Origin of the sequence: Kitasatospora purpeofusca, from assembly GCF_042691725.1 — a bacterium.
Lineage (GTDB): Bacteria > Actinomycetota > Actinomycetes > Streptomycetales > Streptomycetaceae > Kitasatospora > Kitasatospora purpeofusca_B.
The window spans coordinates 5,939,791-5,957,979 of sequence record NZ_CP170483.1; the positions used below are offsets into that span (position 1 = coordinate 5,939,791).

The 18,189-nt window shown below is 76.5% G+C and carries 12 protein-coding genes; 8 read left to right on the forward strand and 4 right to left on the reverse strand.

The genetic code is table 11. From position 1 onward, the window contains the following. Positions 1-228: 228 nt before the first annotated feature. The gene (locus tag ACFCLZ_RS25595; RefSeq protein WP_380279615.1) at positions 229-1,866 is read left to right on the forward strand and encodes a DUF4153 domain-containing protein; all 1,638 of its coding nucleotides are present in this window, start codon (positions 229-231) and stop codon (positions 1,864-1,866) included. 113 nt (positions 1,867-1,979) lie between these two features. Here ACFCLZ_RS25595 and ACFCLZ_RS25600 read toward each other — a convergent pair whose 3' ends face one another. Next, positions 1,980-3,527 carry an MFS transporter gene (locus tag ACFCLZ_RS25600; RefSeq protein ID WP_380279617.1) on the reverse strand — a complete coding sequence of 516 codons (1,548 nt, stop codon included), beginning with the start codon at positions 3,525-3,527 and terminating at the stop codon, positions 1,980-1,982. Positions 3,528-3,687: 160 nt separating this feature from the next. On the opposite strand from ACFCLZ_RS25600, the gene ACFCLZ_RS25605 reads away from it, so the two are divergent. The 3 genes from ACFCLZ_RS25605 (at position 3,688) to ACFCLZ_RS25615 (ending at position 6,035) form a co-directional block, all read left to right on the forward strand. Further along, positions 3,688-4,392, forward strand: a complete 705-nt coding sequence (locus tag ACFCLZ_RS25605; protein ID WP_380279619.1) for a TetR-like C-terminal domain-containing protein — start codon at positions 3,688-3,690, stop codon at positions 4,390-4,392. Positions 4,393-4,513: 121 nt separating this feature from the next. Beyond that, positions 4,514-5,224 carry a ribonuclease HII gene (locus ACFCLZ_RS25610; RefSeq protein ID WP_380279621.1) on the forward strand — a complete coding sequence of 237 codons (711 nt, stop codon included), beginning with the start codon at positions 4,514-4,516 and terminating at the stop codon, positions 5,222-5,224. A 256-nt stretch (positions 5,225-5,480) separates the two neighbouring features. Then, a complete protein-coding gene (locus ACFCLZ_RS25615) occupies positions 5,481-6,035 on the forward strand; it encodes a hypothetical protein (protein WP_380279623.1) in 555 nt (184 codons plus the stop codon). A gap of 204 nt (positions 6,036-6,239) precedes the next feature. On the opposite strand, the gene ACFCLZ_RS25620 is transcribed toward ACFCLZ_RS25615, so the two are convergent. Together ACFCLZ_RS25620 and ACFCLZ_RS25625 are read right to left on the reverse strand one after the other, a co-directional pair. Further along, positions 6,240-6,914 (reverse strand): hypothetical protein, encoded by a 675-nt coding sequence (locus ACFCLZ_RS25620; RefSeq protein ID WP_380279625.1) that lies wholly within the window; start codon positions 6,912-6,914, stop codon positions 6,240-6,242. Positions 6,915-7,302: 388 nt separating this feature from the next. After that, positions 7,303-9,510 (reverse strand): RecQ family ATP-dependent DNA helicase, encoded by a 2,208-nt coding sequence (locus ACFCLZ_RS25625; protein WP_380279627.1) that lies wholly within the window; start codon positions 9,508-9,510, stop codon positions 7,303-7,305. A gap of 222 nt (positions 9,511-9,732) precedes the next feature. Here ACFCLZ_RS25625 and ACFCLZ_RS25630 point away from each other — a divergent pair, with 222 nt between their 5' ends. Then, positions 9,733-11,373, forward strand: a complete 1,641-nt coding sequence (locus ACFCLZ_RS25630; protein WP_380279629.1) for a DUF4192 domain-containing protein — start codon at positions 9,733-9,735, stop codon at positions 11,371-11,373. A gap of 154 nt (positions 11,374-11,527) precedes the next feature. On the opposite strand, the gene ACFCLZ_RS25635 is transcribed toward ACFCLZ_RS25630, so the two are convergent. Continuing rightward, positions 11,528-12,844: an alpha/beta fold hydrolase gene (locus ACFCLZ_RS25635; protein WP_380279631.1), complete on the reverse strand. Its 1,317-nt coding sequence runs from the start codon at positions 12,842-12,844 to the stop codon at positions 11,528-11,530. A gap of 548 nt (positions 12,845-13,392) precedes the next feature. Here ACFCLZ_RS25635 and ACFCLZ_RS25640 point away from each other — a divergent pair. From ACFCLZ_RS25640 to ACFCLZ_RS25650, 3 genes are all read left to right on the forward strand, one after another. Continuing rightward, entirely contained in the window at positions 13,393-15,513 is a 2,121-nt protein-coding gene (locus ACFCLZ_RS25640; protein ID WP_380286284.1) for a glycogen debranching N-terminal domain-containing protein, read from the forward strand. 150 nt (positions 15,514-15,663) lie between these two features. After that, positions 15,664-16,422, forward strand: coding sequence for an NUDIX domain-containing protein (locus ACFCLZ_RS25645; RefSeq protein WP_380279633.1), 759 nt, complete (start codon positions 15,664-15,666; stop codon positions 16,420-16,422). A 207-nt stretch (positions 16,423-16,629) separates the two neighbouring features. Beyond that, positions 16,630-18,186 carry an ATP-binding cassette domain-containing protein gene (locus tag ACFCLZ_RS25650; protein ID WP_380279635.1) on the forward strand — a complete coding sequence of 519 codons (1,557 nt, stop codon included), beginning with the start codon at positions 16,630-16,632 and terminating at the stop codon, positions 18,184-18,186. Positions 18,187-18,189: the final 3 nt, after the last annotated feature.

Below are 18,189 nucleotides of genomic sequence, written 5' to 3' on the forward strand. Positions count from 1 at the left end.
CGGAGCGGGGCTGACCGGCGCTCAGGGGAGCGGCGGGACGCCGGACCCGGCTCTGTCACAGGGGTGCGACAGAGCCGGGTCCCGGTATTTTTGAACTTGTTCAGAATGGTCTACAGTCGGCTACGGCCGCGGTGCCCGGCGCCTTCACCGGTGTGGTTCCGCGTGTCCGTCGGCGGACCGCCCGGAGGGTGGCTTCCGCACGTCCACCCGACCATCGAGGGGGAAGCCATGTCCGGATTCAGCACGCCCGCGGCGGACGGAGCGCCGCCCGGCGGCGCCGCCGGGGTCGGCCCCGGTGCCGCGCCCGGTGCCGGTGCCGCCGCCGGGCCGTACCGGGCGCCCGGGGTGCCCGTGCCGCAGCCGTTCGCGTGGTTGGGGCCCGGCGACCCGGACCGCAAGGCCCCGGCCACCGGCCGGACGGTGCTGGCGGCGGTGCTGACCGGCGTGCTCGCGTCCTGGCTCCTGACGGACGGACTCGGCGTCAACCTGCTGCTCTGCGCCGCGCTCACCGCCGTCGGCGCGGGCATCGCCGCCCGCACGGTCGGCCGCCGGCTCCGCGTCTGGACCGTCGTGTGGAGCGTGCTCGCGCTCGCCCTGCTCGCCGTCCCGGCGCTGTACGAGGCCGGCTGGCCGGTGCTGCTGAGCACGGTCTGGGCCGTCGGCCTGGCCTCGCTCGCGCTGCACGGCGGGCGGCGCTGGAGCGGCGTCCTGCTCGCCCTGCCGGGCCTGCTCTGGCAGCTCGTGCCGGCCCTGGGGTGGGCCCGCAGGGCCGTGCGCGGCCGCGGTGCGGCGGGCCGCGACCGGGTGGTGCCGGTGCTCAAGGGGGGCCTGGTGGCGGCCGTGCTGCTGGCCGTGTTCGGCGCCCTGTTCGCCAGCGCCGACGCGGCCATGGCCGACGTCCTCGGGAGCCTGGTGCCCAGCCTCGACCTCGGCGAACTCCCCGCCCGTGCGGCCCTGTTCGTGCTCGGCCTGGCGACCGCGCTGGGCTTCGCCCACATCGCGGCCGGCCCGCGCCGCTGGGACCGCACGCCGGTCCTGCCGGGCCGTGCCAGGGGCCGGCTGGAGTGGGCGCTGCCGCTGGCCGCGCTGAACCTGATGTTCGGCGCCTTCGCGGTGGTCCAGGCGATGGTGGTGCTCGGCGGCGGGGAGTCGGTGCTGCAGCGCACCGGGATGAGCCGCTCCGAGTACGCCCGGCAGGGCTTCTGGCAGCTGCTGGTGGTCACCGTGCTGACCCTGGTGGTCGTGGCGGTCGCCAAGCGCTGGGCGCCGCGCGCGACGGAGGCCGACCGCCGGCTCGCGCGGCTGCTGCTGGGGGCGCTCTGCCTGCTCACCCTGGTGGTGGTGGCCTCGGCGCTCGGGCGGATGTGGTTCTACGTGGACGCGTCCGGGCTGACCACGCTGCGGCTCTGGGTGCTGGCCGTCGAGTTGTGGCTGGGCGTGGTCTTCCTGCTGCTGATCGCGGCGGGCCTGACCCCGTCGGCCGACTGGCTGCCGCGGGCGGTGGTGCTCAGCGCGGCGCTGGCCGCCGCCGGGTACGGGCTGATCGGCCCGGACGCGCTGGTCGCGGAACAGAACGTGGCCCGCTTCGAGCGGACCGGGCAGATCGACCTGCGCAACGTCCGCGACCTCTCGGCGGACGCCGTCCCGGCCCTGGACCGGCTGCCGGGCGACTACCGGACCTGCGCGCTGAACGTCGTCGCCGCCGAGCTGGAGCAGGCCGGGCCCACCCCCTGGTACGCCGCCAGCCTGGCCGGGGCGCGGGCCCGGGACATCCTCGCCGAGCGCCCGGCGGCCGACCGCCTCGTGGGCGAGGAGTACGCCTGCGACCGGATCGGGTTCCACCACGGCTACGGCTTCGGGGGCTGAGCCCGGTCGGGGGATCGTCGGGCCGGAGGGGGACGGCCAGGGGCCGGTCGGGAGCGCGCTGCTCCCGACCGGCCCCTGCCTGTGCGGTCCGCCTCCCCCGGGCGGGCGGCCGCTCAGTGCATCGCGACGCCGGAGGTGTCCGACGGCAGGTCGGCGGCCTTGGCCTTGACCACGACGGCGGCGACCACGAAGGCGATGCCCGCCATCACGGCGCCCACGATGAAGCCGTGCGAGATGCCCTGTGCGAGCACCTCGTTGGCCGCGGTGGTCCCCTTGGGGAACTCCTGCTTCTCCACCAGCCAGGCCTTCTGCTCCGGCGTGGCGGTGGCCATGAAGCCGGGCAGCTGAACCTTGGCCTCGCTGGTCGCGTAGTGCGCGAACACCGTGGTCAGGATCGACAGGCCGAGCGAACCGCCGATCTGCTGCATGGAGTTCAGCAGGCCGGAGGCGGCGCCGGTCTCCTGGCCGGACACGCCCGCGACCGAGAGCAGCATCACCGGGACGAAGATCAGGCCCATGCCGAAGCCGAAGACCACCGTGGGGCCGAGGATGCCGTCCACGTAGCCGCTGTCCGCGTTCATGAAGGTCAGCCAGGAGAGTCCGATGGTGACCAGCAGTGCGCCACCCGCCATGAACGGCTTCGGGCCGTACTTGACCTGCAGGCTGGAGGCGAGCTGGGCGGCCACGATGATGGCCGCGCTGATCGGCATGAACGCGAAGCCGGCCTTCAGCGGGCTGTAGTCGAGCGGTCCCTGCACGAAGAGGGTGATGTAGAAGAAGATGCCGAACATGGCGGCGGCCACGCAGAGCATCATCACCAGGCCGCCGGTGCGGTTCCGGTCGGCGAACAGCTTCAGCGGGGTGATCGGCTGCTCGGTACGGGTCTCGATGACCACGAACGCGGCCAGCAGGATCAGACCGGCGGCGAAGGAGCCGATCGTCAGCCCGTCCGACCAGCCGTCCGACGCCGCGCGGATGAAGCCGTAGACCAGGCCGACCAGGCCGAGCGTCGAGGTGAGCGCTCCGGGCAGGTCGAAGCGGCCCGGGTGGCGCTCCGACTCGGCGATGTAGCGCGGCGCGGCGACGGCGATCAGCACGGCGATTGGCACGTTGACGAAGAAGACCCAGCGCCAGTCGAGGTACTCGGTGAGCACACCGCCGGCGAGCAGGCCGATCGCGGCGCCCGAACCGGCCACCGCGGAGAACACGCCGAAGGCCCGGTTGCGTTCGGGCCCCTCGTCGAAGTTGGTGGCGATCAGGGCGAAGGCGGTCGGCGAGCAGATCGCCCCGCCGATGCCCTGGAGCGCGCGGGCGGCCAGCAGCATGCCGCCGTCCTGCGCGAAGCCGCCGAGCAGCGAGGCCAGGCCGAACAGCAGCGTGCCCGCGATGAAGACCCGGCGCCGGCCGAGGATGTCGCCCGCGCGCCCGCCGAGCAGCAGCAGGCCGCCGAAGGTCAGCGTGTAGGCGTTGATCACCCAGGACAGGTTGGTGGTGGAGAAGTCCAGCGCGTCCCTGATCTGCGGCAGGGCGATGTTCACGATGGTGGCGTCGAGCACCACCATCAACTGCGAGGCCGCGATGACGGCCAGGGTGATGCCCTTGTTCGGGCCGTTGCCGCCTCGCGGTGGAGAGTTCTTGCTGAGCGTGTCGGAGATAGCCAAGTTGATGCCCCCTGCTGGCTATTGCTTCGTATGCCGCGGACCCGGAGGTCCGGCTCGGCCGGCGGCGTCCCGCGGGCTATGAAGGAACGGTATCGTTCACTACTGTGGACAATAGCGCTGAATAGTTTATGAACGCAAGCGTTCCTTAGGGTTGGTGACGATGGATCAGTTGGTGCGGCGGCAGGCGGCGGACCGCTCGGACCGCCTTCCGGCCGGCGCGGCGGAGCAGCCGGAGGCCGAGTCCGCGCGGCCCTCCTGCCCCGTCCAGGTCGTTGCCGAGGCCCTGGGCCGGCCGGGGCGGCGGCGGGGGAAGGAGCTGGAGGCGGCGATCTTCGAAGCGACGCTCGATCAGCTCACCTCCGGCGGATTCGCGCGGCTGACGATGGAAGGGGTCGCCGCTGCGGCGCGGACCGGGAAGGCCGCGCTCTACCGGCGCTGGGCGTCCAAGGTGGAACTGGTCATCGACGCCCTGGACGCCACTCTGCCACGCCCCACCGACACCCCCGCCCTCGGGTCCGCCCGAGCGGAACTGCACTACCTCGTCGAGAGTTTCGTCGCCGTCGCGCGCTCCCGGGCGGGCGGTGCGATGAGCGCGGTGATGGCCGAGCTGGACCACGAACAGGCGGAGCTGTTCAAGGACTTCATGGCCCAGCGGATGCTGGGGCCGACCAAGGGCGTGATCCTGGACATCCTGCGCCGGGGCGCCGAGCGCGGCGACGTCCGGCCCGGCGCGGCCACCCCGGTGGTCGCCGACGTCGTGCCGGCGATGCTGCTCTACCGGATCAAGGTCTGCGGCCGCCAGGTCGGCCCCGAGTTCGTCGACCAGCTGGTCGACGAGGTGCTGGTGCCGCTGATCAGGCCCTGAGGCGGGTGGGCCGGGCCGGGCCGATGGCGGCGTCGGCGTCGGCGTCGGCGTGCGAAGGCCCGCCCCGGGTGCGCGGGCGGGTGGCATAGGCTGGAGTCCGACCAGCTGAACGGACCCCATCATGCCCATCGTCCCGCCGACGCACTCCGTCGAGCGCTCGCTGCGCCGCGCCGGTGCCAAGGTCGTCGTCGGCCTCGACGAGGTCGGGCGCGGAGCCTGGGCCGGGCCGGTCACCGTGGGTGCGGCCGTCACCGGCCTGCGCCGGCCCCCGGAGGGGCTGACCGACTCCAAGCTGCTCACCGAACTCCGCCGCCGGGCACTCGCGCCCGTGCTCGCCGACTGGGTCACCGCGTACGCGCTCGGCCACGCCTCGGCGCTGGAGTGCGACGAGCTCGGGATGACCGCCGCGCTGCGGCTGGCCGCGGTCCGCGCCCTGGAGGCGCTCCCGGTGGAGCCGGACGCGGTGATCCTCGACGGCAAGCACGACTACCTCGGCGGCCCCTGGCGGGTGCGTACGGTGATCAAGGGCGACCAGTCGTGCATCTGCGTGTCCGCCGCCTCGGTGCTCGCCAAGGTCCACCGCGACGGTCTCATGGCCGACCTCGGTGAGGCGCACCCCGAGTTCGGCTTCGCCGACAACGCCGGCTACCCGTCCCCGGTCCACCGGGCGGCGCTGGAGGAGTTCGGGCCGACCGAGCACCACCGCCTCTCCTGGTCCTATCTCGACGGGCTGCCCGAGTGGCGCCACCTGAAGCGGATCCGGACGGTTCCCGGATCCGGCGGGGCGGGCTCCGAGGAGTCCGTCGGAGAGCAGCTCGCACTCGGTTTCTGACGGTACGTCTGGAAACTTCCGCAGTGGCCCGCGGGGCCCACGGTGCCCAATAGGTGGGGCGCCCGTGCGCGTCCGACCGGCATTTGATAGATATCCGGGTATGCCTGTCTTCCCCGAGGAGCCGGAGATTAACGAGAGCCTCCCGGGCCCCGGCGTTCCCAGCCCCCGTGAGTCGGACGCACAAGCCCTCCGCGCGCCAGCCACCGGCGGCGCGACCGCCGCCGTGCCGTCGGCCGCCGGTGCCACGCCGGCCCCGGTGCCGGGCCCCCGCCCCGCACCGCCGCGGCCGGCGCCGCGTGCGGCGGCCTCGCGTGCGGACCGTCCGGGGCCTTCGCCGCGCCCGAACCCGATCCCCAAGCCCAGCCCTCCGCGACCCGCGCCCCGCCCGGCGTCGGTCGAGGTCCGGTACGTCCCCGCTGCCGAGGCGGAGGCGCTGGACCGCGCGGACGAGACCGTCGACCTGCTGCTGGACGGCGGCCGTGACCCCGGCGCCGTCCTGGTGCTGACGGTCGGCTCGGCGCACCCCTGGCAGCAGCACGAGCTCTCCTTCGGTGAGGAGCGCTACTGGGCGCAGCTCGCCGAGGGCGGCGACGTGTTCTACGCCGACGCCGAGCTGACCCGCCCGGTCCGCCGCCCGGTGGTCGTGCTGGTCGTCAACGGCGGCCCGGCCGACCGCGCCGCGACGGCGTACGCCAAGGCGCTGCAGCACGCCGAGACGCTGCTGGTGGTCTGCGGCGGAGCCGACCCGACCACCGCCGGCACGCCGCTCGCGGCCGTCGGCGCCCGCGCCCGCCGCAAGCTGCCCGCCTGAGACCCGCTGCGACCCGTCGCGGACCCGTCGCCCTGCGGCGGCTCCGCGGGTCCTGGCGTCACGGGACCCGACGACCGCCCCGGCCCGGTGCCTCTCCTGGTGCCGGGCCCCGGCGTTTGCGGTGGTTCGCCGGTGCCCGGGGAGGCCCGGGGTCGCGGGTGCCCGGCGCGGGCCGTCACGGACCGCGGGCGGGTGGACGGACGGTCAGCGGGTGCCGGTGCGCCGGGTCGGTTCGATCGCCGTGACCCGGGCGGGCCCCCACGGACGCTCGGACTGGCGGGACCGCTGCGGCCTTTGGCCCCGCAGGGCGGCCTGCGCCGTACGCGGCGGCAGCTCCGTCACGGTGTGGACCGGCCCCTGTGCCCACGAACCCGCGTGCGGATTGCGTCCGCCCCGCCCGTCGCCGAGGATCTGCCAGCCGGCCGGGGTCAGTGCGACATACGCTCCGCAGCGCAGCCCGTGCAGGCCGGCCGCGTCCCGCAGGGCCCACATCCAGGCGCCGTCCTGCTCCGTCCAGCCGGCCGCGCCCTCGCGGCAGCGCAGCAGCACGGTGGTCCGCTTCGGGGCGGGCAGCCGCAGGTCGTGCGGGGTGACCTGGCGCAGGTGGGCGAGGATCGCGTTGCGGTGCTGCCAGCCGTCCGTGTCGCGCGGCCAGGGGGCGAACGAGGCCGAGGCGGTCACCCGGTGCAGCGCGTCCAGGACCGCGACCACCACCGTGCCGGGCTGCGGCAGATGGCGCCGGTGCAGCTCCAGGACGAATTCGCGCGGATCGCGGAGCAGCGGGATCCCGGAGGCCGTCCAGGTCTCCAGATCGAGCACCCGTCTGGGGGCCGAACTCCGGGCGAGGGGATACTGACCTCGGTCGATTCCGCTGATCACGACCCTCCTTCCAGACCCACGAGCGCGCAGGTTCCTGCGTGCGCCAGAGGCATGATCCAAAGGACCAGGCTCCGGGTACGCTCCAATTCTCAGGCCAGATGGGGTGGAGCGGCAACGATGAAATGATGAACGCCGCCCGAAAGCCAACGTTCTGCCGGATATATTCCACGGTCGCCGGGAACCGGCCCGGACGCCGCCGGGCTGTGGTCCGGCCGTACCGGAAGGCGCTGCGAAGCCTCTGGAACACGGTCGTCGCTCCTTTCCCGCGGCGAGCTCCCCGTGATCTCCCCGTCTGCCTGTTCGACGGTTCCGGTTGGGTGCGGAGATGTCCCGGTGCCCGTGGATTACTCCTTTCCGGTGAAACCGGCCCGCCGGCCCGGGGCGGCGGTCAGCCCTGGACCCCCAGTACCAGCGGCAGCACCGCGCCCGCTCCGGCGCGGCGCAGCAGCCGGGCGGCCACGGTGACCGTCCACCCGGAGTCCACCAGGTCGTCCACCAGCAGCACCGGTCCGCCCGCGGCCGCCACCGCCGCGGCCGTCTCCGGCGGCAGGACCAGCGCGCCCGCCACCGAGTTCAGCCGCTGGGCGCTGTTGCTGCGCGAGCCGTGCGGCGGCTGCCCGGTCGCGTACTCGATCCGCCCGAGCAGCGGCAGCCGCCCGATCTCGGCGATCCTGGCACCGAGGCTGTCGACCAGCCGGGGCCGGGTGGCGGAGGCCATCGTCACCACACCGACCGGCCGCTCCAGCCGGGCGCCGTCGGCCGCCGCCGGGCCGGCCCAGCCGCCCGGTCCGCGCGCCCAGTCGGCCAGCACGGTGACCAGGGCGTCCACCGCCTCGCCGGGGACCGGCCCGTCCGGGGCCTGGGCGTTGAGCAGCGAGCGCAGCCGGGTGCCCCAGCCGATGTCGGAGAGCCGGCCGAGCGCCCGGCCCGTCTCGGCCTGCTCGCCGGCCGGGATGCGGCCCTTGAGCGGGACGCCCAGCGCGTCCATGCCGGTGGGCCAGAGCCGGCGCGGCTCGAAGCCGACGCCCGGGCGGCCGAGGGAGGCGCGGGCGGCCTCCAGGGCCTCCGCCGAGACCTCCGGTCCGTGCAGCGGCCCGGCGCAGTTGTCGCACCGGCCGCACGGCGCCGCCTGCTCGTCGTCCAGCTGGCGGCGCAGGAACTCCATCCGGCAGCCGGTGGCCGCCGCGTACTCGCGCATCGCCCGCTGTTCGGCCTCCCGGGAGGCGGCCACCTTGGCGTAGCGCGCGGTGTCGTACTCCCAGCTGCGGCCGGTGGCCGTCCAGCCGCCCTTGACCCGCCGGACGGCGCCGTCCACGTCGAGGACCTTGAGCATGGTCTCCAGCCGGGTGCGGCGCAGGTCCACCCGGGGCTCCAGCGCGGCGGTGGAGAGCGGCCGGCCGGCCTCGGCGAGGGCGTCGATGGTCCGGCGGACCTGCTCCTCGGGCGGGAAGGCGAGCGAGGCGAAGTAGCGCCAGATCGCCTCGTCCTCGCGGCCGGGCAGCAGCAGCACCTCGGCCCGGTCGACCCCGCGCCCGGCCCGGCCGACCTGCTGGTAGTAGGCGATCGGGGAGCTGGGGGAGCCCAGGTGGACGACGAAGCCGAGGTCCGGCTTGTCGAAGCCCATGCCGAGGGCGGAGGTGGCGACCAGCGCCTTGACCCGGTTGGCCAGCAGGTCGGCCTCGGCGGTGCGGCGCTCGGCGTCCTCGGTGCGGCCCGAGTAGGAGGCCACCGTGAAGCCGCGCTCGCGCAGGAAGGCCGTCACCTCGTCGGCGGCGGCGACCGTGAGGGTGTACACGATGCCGGAGCCGGGCAGCCGGTCGAGGTGGTCGGCGAGCCAGGCCAGCCGGTGCGCCGGGTCTTGCAGGGTCAGCACGCCGAGGGTGAGGCTCTCGCGGTCGAGCGGTCCGCGCAGCACGAGCGCGTGCTCGTCGCCCGCGCCGGTGCCGAGCTGCTCGGCGACGTCGGCGGTGACCCGGGAGTTGGCCGTGGCGGTGGTGGCCAGCACCGGGACGCCCGGCTGGAGCTCGGCGAGCATGGTGCGCAGCCGGCGGTAGTCGGGGCGGAAGTCGTGGCCCCAGTCGGAGATGCAGTGGGCCTCGTCGACCACCAGCAGGCCGGTGGAGGCGGCGAGCTTGGGGAGGACCTGGTCGCGGAAGTCCGGGTTGTTCAGCCGCTCGGGGCTGACCAGCAGGACGTCCACCTCCCCGGCGGCGACCTCGGCCTGGACGGCGTCCCACTCGTCGGTGTTGGCGGAGTTGATGGTGCGGGCGCGGATGCCGGCCCGGGCCGCCGAGTCCACCTGGTTGCGCATCAGGGCGAGCAGCGGCGAGACGATCACCGTCGGACCGGCGCCGCGCGCCCGCAGCAGGGCGGTGGCGATGAAGTAGACGGCGGACTTGCCCCAGCCGGTGCGCTGCACCACCAGGGCCCGGCGGTGGTCGACGACCAGGGCCTCGATGGCCGTCCACTGGTCCTCGCGGAGGGTGGCGCCCGGGCCGGCCAGCTCGCGCAGGACGGCCTCGGCCCGCGCCCGGACCTCGGCGCGGTCGGCGGCGGTGGCGGTGGTGTGGGTCTTCGGCTGCTGCATGGCCCCCATGTAACCCCGAGGAACCGACACGGGGCGAACGGCGGCGGGCGGGGAGCGGGCGAAGCGGGGAGGAGTTTCATCCGTTCTTCTGCTGAACGGCAGCCATTTTTCCCCCGGGAGAGTGACTCGGCGCTACGCCGATCGAGGGAGAGGTTATCCACAGGGCGGGTTTGTCCACAGGTCCGGAAGAAGTTTCCGGGGCTTCCGGAGAATTGCGGCAGCCTTCCGGCCATGACCGACACGCGCATCGTGCTTCCCTTCGGCGACGGCCCCGACGGCCGTCCGATCACCATGCGGGGCCCGGCCGACATGGCCGAGGTGCTGCCCTACCTGCTCGGCTTCTTCCCCGACGACAGCATCGTCGCGGTCGGCCTCCAGCCGCCCGACCTCCACCAGGGCGGGGTGATCCGGCTGGACATCCCCGAGTCGGCCGAGGAGTGGCCGGCCGCCGCCGAGGAGACGGCCGCACTCCTCGTCGGGCTCTCCGAGCGGCAGGACCGGAGACCGGTCCAGGTCCTCCTCTACCTCTGCCAGGATCCCGTCGGGCCGGGGCCCGGCGGGCAGCACGGCCCGCCGGTGGCGGAGCGGCTGCGCCCGCTCGCGGAGCGGTTGCGGCGGGCCTTCGAGGACCGCGGCGTACGGGTCAAGGAGTCGCTGTGCGTCTCGGCGGGCCGCTGGTGGTCCTTCCTCTGCACGCGGCAGGGCTGCTGCGATCCGGTGGGGCACCCGATCCGCCGGACACCCGGTCCCGGCCCGGTCGCGGTGGCGGCGACCGTGGCCGGCCTGGCACCGCGCGGCAGCCGCCGGGAGATCCTGGCCGGCCTGGCCCCGGTCGGCCCGCCGGGGGCGGAGGCCGTGCGGAGCGCTCTCGCCCGGGCCCGGGCCGGGGCCGGGCCCGCGCCGGGGCGGCGGCTGTCGCTCGACCGGCGGGAGCACGCCGAGCTGCTCGACGCGGCGGTCGCCGAGTTCCTGGCCGGGGCCACGGTGCTCGACGACGACCGGGCGGCGCGGCTGCTGCTGGCGCTCCAGGACCGGATCATCCGGGACCGCGCGGCCGAGTACGCCAGGCCGGACGAGCTCGCGTCCGCCCAGCGGCTCTGGCGGTTCCTCGCGACCCGCTGCGTGGCGCCGTACGAGAGCTGCGCCGCGCCGCCGCTCACCCTGCTGGCCTGGGCCTCGTGGGTCGCGGGGGACAACGCCACCGCGCGTGTGGTGCTCGGCCACACGCTCCGCCGCCACCCCTCCTACCTGCTCGCGCAGCTGCTGTACGAGTCGATGAACGGCGGTTTCGCGCCGGACGCGCTGCTGGCGAGCGTGGAGGAGGAGCGCCGCCGCCGCACCGAGCGGGAGGAGCGGGAGCGGGCGGTGGCCGAGGAACCGGCCGGGGGCGAGGTGCCGGAGGCCGGGCCGCGGCCGGGTCCGCCCCCGGCGCCGGCCCCCGCCGCCGACGGGGCCGCTCCCGGGAAGGCCCGCCGCCGGAGCCGCCGGCGGCGCGGCCGTCCGGTCGCGGTGGCGGGTGCGGGTGCGCAGGGTCCGGCGGCCGGCGGGGCCGCGCCGGGGCGGGCCTCCGACGAGGGCGCGGGCCCCGACCGCCCGGCCGGGGCGCCGCCCGGGCGGGACGGCACCGGCGGCGCCCCCGGCAGCGGTGGGGGCGCCGGGGCCCGCGCCGCACGGGTGCGGTGCACGGCGGCCGGTGCCCGCTCCGTCACCGCTCCGGGGGCGGGGTGCCGGCCGAAGGAGCGGCAGCGCGGCCTGCGCGCGGCCCGGATCGCCCACCCGAGGCCCCGGCCGGCGCCCTCCCCGGCGGGCGGCTGCCGGTGGGGCCGGTCCCGGGGCGCGCGCGGCGCGGCGGCGGAGCGCCATGGGCGCTGACGTCCCGGCGGTCGCGACGGGCCGGCCGAGCCCGTCCGGCCGCCACCGGACCGGCCTCCCCGGCCTCCCCGTCCGTCCCGCCGGGCGGCCGGGGAAGCCCCGGCCGGGTCCGCTCCGCCCGGCGGCCGGTGGCGGTGCCGGCGTCGGTGGCGCGCTACGCCTCGCCGCGCGCCATCGCGATCAGGCGGTCGAGCACCTTGCCCCCGCTGACCCGCAGGCCGTCGTGCTCCCACTCATTGGTGATCCAGGTCCGCAGCCCCCGCACGGACCGCGCGGTCTCCAGCGAGTCGGCGGTGTCGACGTACATGTCGTCGTGGTAAACGGCCGCCACCACCGGCACCTCGTTGGCCGCCAGCCGGGCGGGGTCGTAGAGGTCGGGCCAGTCGGCGCGGGCGGCGAGCAGCTCCGCGGTCTCCTTCAGCGGGCGCAGCGCCGGGTCGGTGTCGAACATCCAGGGGTAGATCATCTCCCCGGTGAACAGCACCGGCGCGCCCGACTCCAGCGCGGCCCGGGCGTCGAACTCCGGGAACTCCGCGCGAACGCGCGCGGCGGACCAGCCGGTGCCGGCCGGGTCCACCGAGCGCTGGCCGTAGATCGACTCGTGCAGGACGGCGTAGAGCGGGCCCTGCGCGAAGGAGAGCTGGGCCTGGGCGCCGGCGAGGAAGGTGTCGGAGAGCTCGGGGCCGGCCGCACCCTCCACCCAGGCCTCCTCCAGCAGGTAGTGGAGGGTCCCGGAGCCGCTGCCGCCGCCGAGCAGCAGCCCGAGCGCCTGGAACGCCTCGACGGTGAGCCGCCCGCCGTCGGGCAGGACGGCAGGGGCGTCGGCGAGGTGCGCGGCGATCCGCCGCACCGCCTCGACGTCCTGCGGGAAGCGCGCGTAGTGGCCCTCGTTCTTGCGGACGACGCGCGGGTAGGCGGCGCGGTAGACGTCGTCGGCGGAGCTGCGCAGGCCGGCCAGGCCGCCGGTGATGAAGGCCCGGTCCAGTCCCTCGGGAGCGATGGAGAGGTAGGTGAGGGTGCAGAAGCCGCCGAAGCTCTGACCGAGCACGCTCCACCGGCGGTCGTCGCCGAGCAGCCGGCGGCGGATCAGCTCGGCGTCCCGCACGATCGAGTCGGCCCGGAAGTGCGCCAGGTGGTCGGCCTGCTCCTTGGCACCGCCCCGCCGCGTCAGCGTCTGCCGGGTGGCGGGCGTGGACCGCCCGGTGCCGCGCTGGTCGAGCAGGAGCACCCGGTAGTCGTCGAGCGCGCGCTCCAGCCAGCCGTCCCGGCCCAGCGGGCGGCCGGCCTTGCCGCCCGGGCCGCCCTGGAGGAACAGCAGCCACGGCAGGCCGGTGTCCTCGGAGCGGTCCGAGGCGACCACCTCGCGGGCGTACACCTCGATCTGCTCGCCCTGCGGGGCGGTGTGGTCGAGCGGCACCCGGAAGACGTGGTCGGTGAAGGCAATCCCGGGCAGCCGGCTGGCGGTGGACATACAACTCCTCGGTCTCTGCTGGTCACAGCCGTCGCATCGGCCCCGGCCGGGGTTGCCGGTGGCGGGGCCGCGACCCCCGCACCGTATCCTGGCCGCGGCCCGGGGCCGCCCCGACGGCCACCGCCCGCGACCGCCCACCCGACGGCCCGTGCGGCCGGGCACGACGGACCGGCGGCGGCAGCGGCTCGGCCGGGAACCGGACCGCGGCGGCCCGGCGGGCGTGACCTGTCACCGGTCTGCGGCGTTCACCCCCGGGGGCCTGTGCCCGGGCGCCGACCGCCCTGCGGGGGACGGGGCACCGGCGCGGGCGGGCCGCGGGGCCCGGCGGTGAGCTCGACGGCACGGTGCGGACGGCACCGTGACGGCCGGGCACGACGACGCCCGGCACCGCTTGGCACGGCCCGGCACCGGGTACGGCCAGACACGGCACAGCGGCCGGCGGGGCGTCCGCCCGACCGGCACCAGCACGCACGCGATCGAACATGCTCGCGGCCCACGGCCCTGACCGGCCACCGGACCGCCGAGGGGAGGAGAGTCCGGTGACCGCGATGAGGCCGCCACAGGCCACGCCCGCCGAGAGCGTGGTCGGCGCGCCGAGACCGGCCGGCCGGCCGGAGCAGGGCCAGCCGGCCGGCCCCGGCGGCCCGTCCCGGTCCGCGCCGCCGCGCCCGCAGCCGGCCGCCACCCACCACGCGGTGCTCTGCGTGAACGCGCCCGCGATGGCCGCCTCGGGCCCCGACGGCCAGCTGCGCGGACACGGTCTGCACGGCTTCTACCGCTCCGGTGTCCGGGTGGTGGCCCGGATGGAGCTGCGCCTCGGCGGGGTCGAGCCGCTCCCGCTCCAGGGCACCCTGACCTCGGCGGCCCAGGCCCGCTTCCTGGGCGCCGTCCGTGTGCCCGGCGACCTCGACCCGGATCCGGCGCTCACCGTCGAGCGGCTGCGCCACGCCGACGGCGTCGAGACCGTGACGGTGCGCAACGCCGGCAGCCGTCCGGTGCGGCTGCCGCTGGAGATCGCGCTCGCCACCGACCTCGGCCCGGTCGGCGAGATCGCCGCCGGCCACCGGTCCCCGGACCTGCCCGGCCAGGTGCAGTCCGCCGGGCTGCGCTGGGCGGGGCCCACGCACAGCGCCACGGTCAGCGCCCAGCCCTCGCCGCACGCCGTGCTGGCCGGAGCCGGCGTGCTGCGCTGGGACCTGGAGGTCCAGCCGGGCGCGCGCTGGTCGGTCGAGCTGCGGGCCGTCCTGGAGAGCACGGCGCCCGCCCCGCGCCCGCCGGGCGGCCGCGGCACCGGGGTCCCGCTCCCGTGGGCCGAGCCCGAGGTGCGCTGCGACGACCCGCGCGCGGGTCTGGTGGTGTCGCGCTCCCTGGACGCCCTCGGCGGGCTGCTGTTCGCCGACCCCGACCGGCCCACCGACCTCTACCTGGCCTCCGGCGCGCCCTGGCGGTTCGGCCTCGCCCCGGCCGACGCGCTCTGGGCGGCCCGGCTGACCCTGCCGCTCGGTACCCGGCTCGCCGCCGGCACCCTGCGCGCCCTGGCCCGCCGTCAGCAGCCGGCCGCCGCCCCCGGCCAGGGGCCCCACCGCACCGAGGGGCTGCTCCCCGGCGCGCTGCGGCACGGCGGCCCCGAGCTGCCGCCGACCTGCACCGCCACCGAGGCGACCCTGCTGTTCGTCACCGTGCTGGCCGAGGCCTGGCGCTGGGGCCTGCCCCGGGCGGAGACCGCCGAGCTCCTCCCGGCCGCCGAGCGGGCGCTCGGCGCGCTGCGCGAGGGGCTGGTGGACGGCTTCGTCACCGACCTGAGCCGTCCGGTCGAGGAGCGGTCGGCCCACCCGGTGCCGGCCCGCGCCGAGGTGCAGGCCCAGGCGCACCGGGCCGCCCTGCACGGCGCCGACCTCCTGGAGGCCTTCGGACGGCCCGGCGCGGAGGAGTGGCGCGGCTGGGCGGCCGCCCTGCGCGGCCGGTTCCGCGAACGGTTCTGGGTGGACGACCTCTCCGGCGGCCGTCCCGCCGCCGGGCTCGCCCCGGGAGGCCAGCCGCTGCCCGCCGTCGCCGCCTCGCTGGTCCACCTCCTGGACCCGGGCCTCTGCGCCGACGGCGGCCGGCACGAGAGCCTGCTGGACCGCGAGCAGACCAGGCTGCTCGCCCAGCGGCTGGCCGCGCCCGAACTCGACAGCGGCTGGGGGCTGCGCACCCTCAGCGCCAAGTCGCCCCGGTTCAACCCGCTGGGCCACCGCAGCGGGGCGGTGCGCGTGCACGAGACCGCCCTCGCCGTCGCCGGACTCGCGGAGGCCGGCTACGAGAACGAGGCCGGGGCCCTGCTGGAGGGCCTGCTCGGCGCCGCCGCCCAGTTCGAGGGCCGGCTGCCCGAGATGTACGCGGGGGAGCAGTGGACGCCGGGCAGTCCGCCGGTGCCGCACCCGGGGGCCTGCCGGCCGGCGGCGGTCTCGGCCGCCGGGGCCGCGCACGCGGTGTTCGCGCTCGCCGGGGTCCGGCCGGACGTCCCCGGCGGGCGGGTGCTGGTTCGTCCGGCCAGCACGGCGCCGCTCGGGGAGCTGGAACTGACGGGGCTGCGGGTGGCCGGCGAGCCGTTCTCGGTGCGGGTCAGCCGGATCGGCGTGGCGATGGTCGAGGAGGCGTCCGCCGAGCTCCAGCTGGTGGCCCGCTGACGCCGCCTCCGCCCTCGCGTCCGCCCGTGCCGCCCGGGCGCGGGCCGGACCCCACCGGCCCGCGCGGGGCGCGCGGCGGAAGGGGCCGCGGCAGCACGGCCCGTACACGGGCCTGTGCTTATCGTCAGAGAGACGACTATGATCGTCGCCATGTCGCGTTATGACCCGTCGGCCTTCCCCCCGTTCGCAGTCACGGTCGACCTGGTCGTGCTGACGGTGCGCGAGCACGCGCTCTGTGCCCTGCTGGTCCGCCGGGGCGAGCCGCCCTACCAGGGCTACTGGGCGCTCCCCGGGGGATTCGTGCGCCCCGGCGAGGGACTGGCCGAGGCCGCCTCGCGGGAGCTGGCCGAGGAGACCGGCCTGCGCGCCTACTCCGCCCCCGGCCATGACGCGGCCGCGCCCGGCACCGCCGGCGCCCACCTGGAACAGCTCGCCACCTACGGCCACCCCCAGCGCGACCCCCGGATGCGGGTGGTCAGCGTGGCCTACCTGGTCCTCGCGCCCGACCTGCCGACCCCGCGCGCCGGCGGCGACGCCAGCGGCGCCCGCTGGGCCCCGGTCACCGAACTCCTCGGCCCGAACCAGGTCGACGGCGTCCCGCTCGCCTTCGACCACGGGCTGATCCTGGCGGACGGGGTGGAGCGGGCCCGCTCCAAGATCGAGTATTCCTCGCTCGCGACGGCCTTCTGCTCGCCCGAGTTCACCGTCGGCGAGCTGCGCCGGGTCTACGAGGCGGTCTGGGGCGTGGTCCTCGACCCGCGGAACTTCCACCGCAAGGTGACCGGCACCCCGGGCTTCCTGCTGCCCTCGGGCGGGACGACGACCCGTCAGGGCGGGCGCCCGGCCCAGCTGTTCACCTCCGGCGGGGCCAATGTGCTCAACCCGCCGATGCTGCGCCCGGAGTCCTGAGCCGTCACGGCCCGGTGGTCCGAACGTCTCGGTCGCAGGATCGGATTGTCCCCTGATCGGGTGAGGTGTGCGGGCGGTGTGCCCGCGCCGCTCCCGTAATGCCCGGAATCGCCGGTGCGGACCCCTAATGTGCTGGCGCGGAACCGTGCGGGCGCGACCCTGCGCCGTGCGGACCAGGTCGGCCGAGGGCATGGGAGCGAGCCAGCGATGATCCAGATCACCGGACTGACCAAGGTCTACCGCCGGGGCGTCCCGCCGGCGGTGCTGGATCTGACCTTCGAGGCCCGCCCGGGCACGGTGACGGCGCTGCTGGGCCCCGAGGGGGCGGGCAAGTCGACCGCGCTGCGGCTGATGCTGGAACTCGAACGGGGCCGGGGCGTCACCCTCTTCGCCGGCCGCACCTACCGCCGGCTGCGGCGGCCCGAGCACGAGGTCGGCGTGGTCCTGGCCGGACCGGGCGGCGCGCCCGGGACCGCTGACACCGCCGGGCACCCGGACCGAAAGGCCCGGGGCCACCTCAGGATGCTGGCCTCGGCCGTCGGGGTGCCGGCCCGGCGGGCCGACGAACTCCTCGAGCAGATCCGGCTCGCGGCCGTCGCCGACCAGCGCCTGCGCACCTTCTCGCCGGGGATGCACCGCCGGCTCGCCCTGGCCGCGGCGCTGCTCGGCGAGCCCGGCACACTGCTCCTGGACGCGCCCACCGAGGGGCTCTCCCCGCGCAACGTGGAGTGGTTCCACTCCTTCCTGCGCTCGTTCGGCGCCGCCGGCGGCACGGTGCTGGCCACCACCCGCACCCCGCAGGAGGCCGCGCGGTTCGCCGACCGGGTGATCACCCTGGACGAGGGCCGGATGGCGGCCGATCAGCCGGTGGCGGAGTTCCGGCGCACCCGGATCAGCCCCGAGGTCGCCGTCCGGGGGCCGCAGATGGCCCGGCTCGCGGACCTGCTGACCGGCCACGGCGCGCAGGTCCGCCGGGACGGCGGGGCGGGGCTCGCGGTGGCCGGGATCGGGCGGACCGAGATCGGCGAACTCGCCTACCGGCACGGCATCCTGCTGCACGAACTCGCCGACCGGGCGGTCGAGCAGCCCGCCCCCCGGGCCGCCCTGCCGGCCGGCTCCGGACGGTCGGGCCACCTCCAGGTGCAGGCCGGTCCCGGCCCGGTCCGCCCCTCCGGGAACCGGGCGGCGGGGGCCGCGGCGAAGGAACGGCGGCAGGAGCGGACGACCGCACCGGCGTCGGCCGAACAGACGATGGCGATGGCGGTGTCCCAGCGGCCGGCGGCGGACGATCAGCCGGCGAAGGGGAAGCCGGCGCCGGACGCGGCCGCGCCGGACGCGGCCGTACCGGACAGGGCGGCCGCCGCCGACCGGGACCCCGCGCCCACCCTCGCCCTCCCGGTCGCGGCCGCCGCCGGACTCTCGGCCGCGACCGCGCTGTCCGCGCTCACCGCCCGCAGCGGGATCCGGGCCGTCCCCCGGCGTCCGGCCGCCGGGGCCGGGAGGCCGCGGGAGGAGGCCTCACCGACCGTCGCCGTGGACCGGCTCTTCCGGGACGGGCTGACCAGCCTCGCCCACTCCGCGGACGGCCTCCCCGGCCGGGCCGCGGACCTGAGGACCGACGACACCATCCGCCTGGGCCGCGTCGCCCACCCCGCCGCCGCCCACGCGCCCGCCGAGCACCCCGCCGCCGGGGCCGCCGGGCCGCTGGGGGCGGACCGGGCCGGCGTTGCCGTTCCCGTGACCTCTGACCTTCGGAGCGAGTGAAGC